Origin of the sequence: Streptococcus suis (assembly GCF_002964575.1) — a bacterium.
Taxonomy (GTDB): domain Bacteria; phylum Bacillota; class Bacilli; order Lactobacillales; family Streptococcaceae; genus Streptococcus; species Streptococcus suis_R.
Genome location: NZ_POQQ01000096.1, coordinates 1 through 291, shown reverse-complemented (window position 1 = coordinate 291; position 291 = coordinate 1). Strand labels below are relative to the sequence as shown.

The 291-nt window shown below is 39.5% G+C and carries 1 pseudogene; it reads left to right on the top strand.

The features are described 5' to 3' along the window. Positions 1–291: pseudogene (locus C1E58_RS11900) on the top strand (IS5/IS1182 family transposase); the annotation flags it as partial.

Sequence of the window (291 nt, the reverse complement as noted above, 5' to 3'; positions counted from 1 at the left end):
TGAAAACTGGACTTACTTAGAAGATTCTGACCAGTGGATAAAACCAGATGGGGTTGTCTACTCGTTTAAGAATTATTCACGAAGAACGGAGCAGAATGGTTTTGAGAAAGATATTAAGATTTACGAAGCTGATCCTGTACAAGCTAGTGAAGAGTTAGACCAGTTAGCACGGACAGAGAAAGGAAACCTCAAACAAATTCAGTATAATCCTACGTGGAACTATTTCAAGAACTTAGTCAAAGAGGAATTGACAAGTAAAGAGGGAGCCCGCATTTATGCCAAACGCAAGGT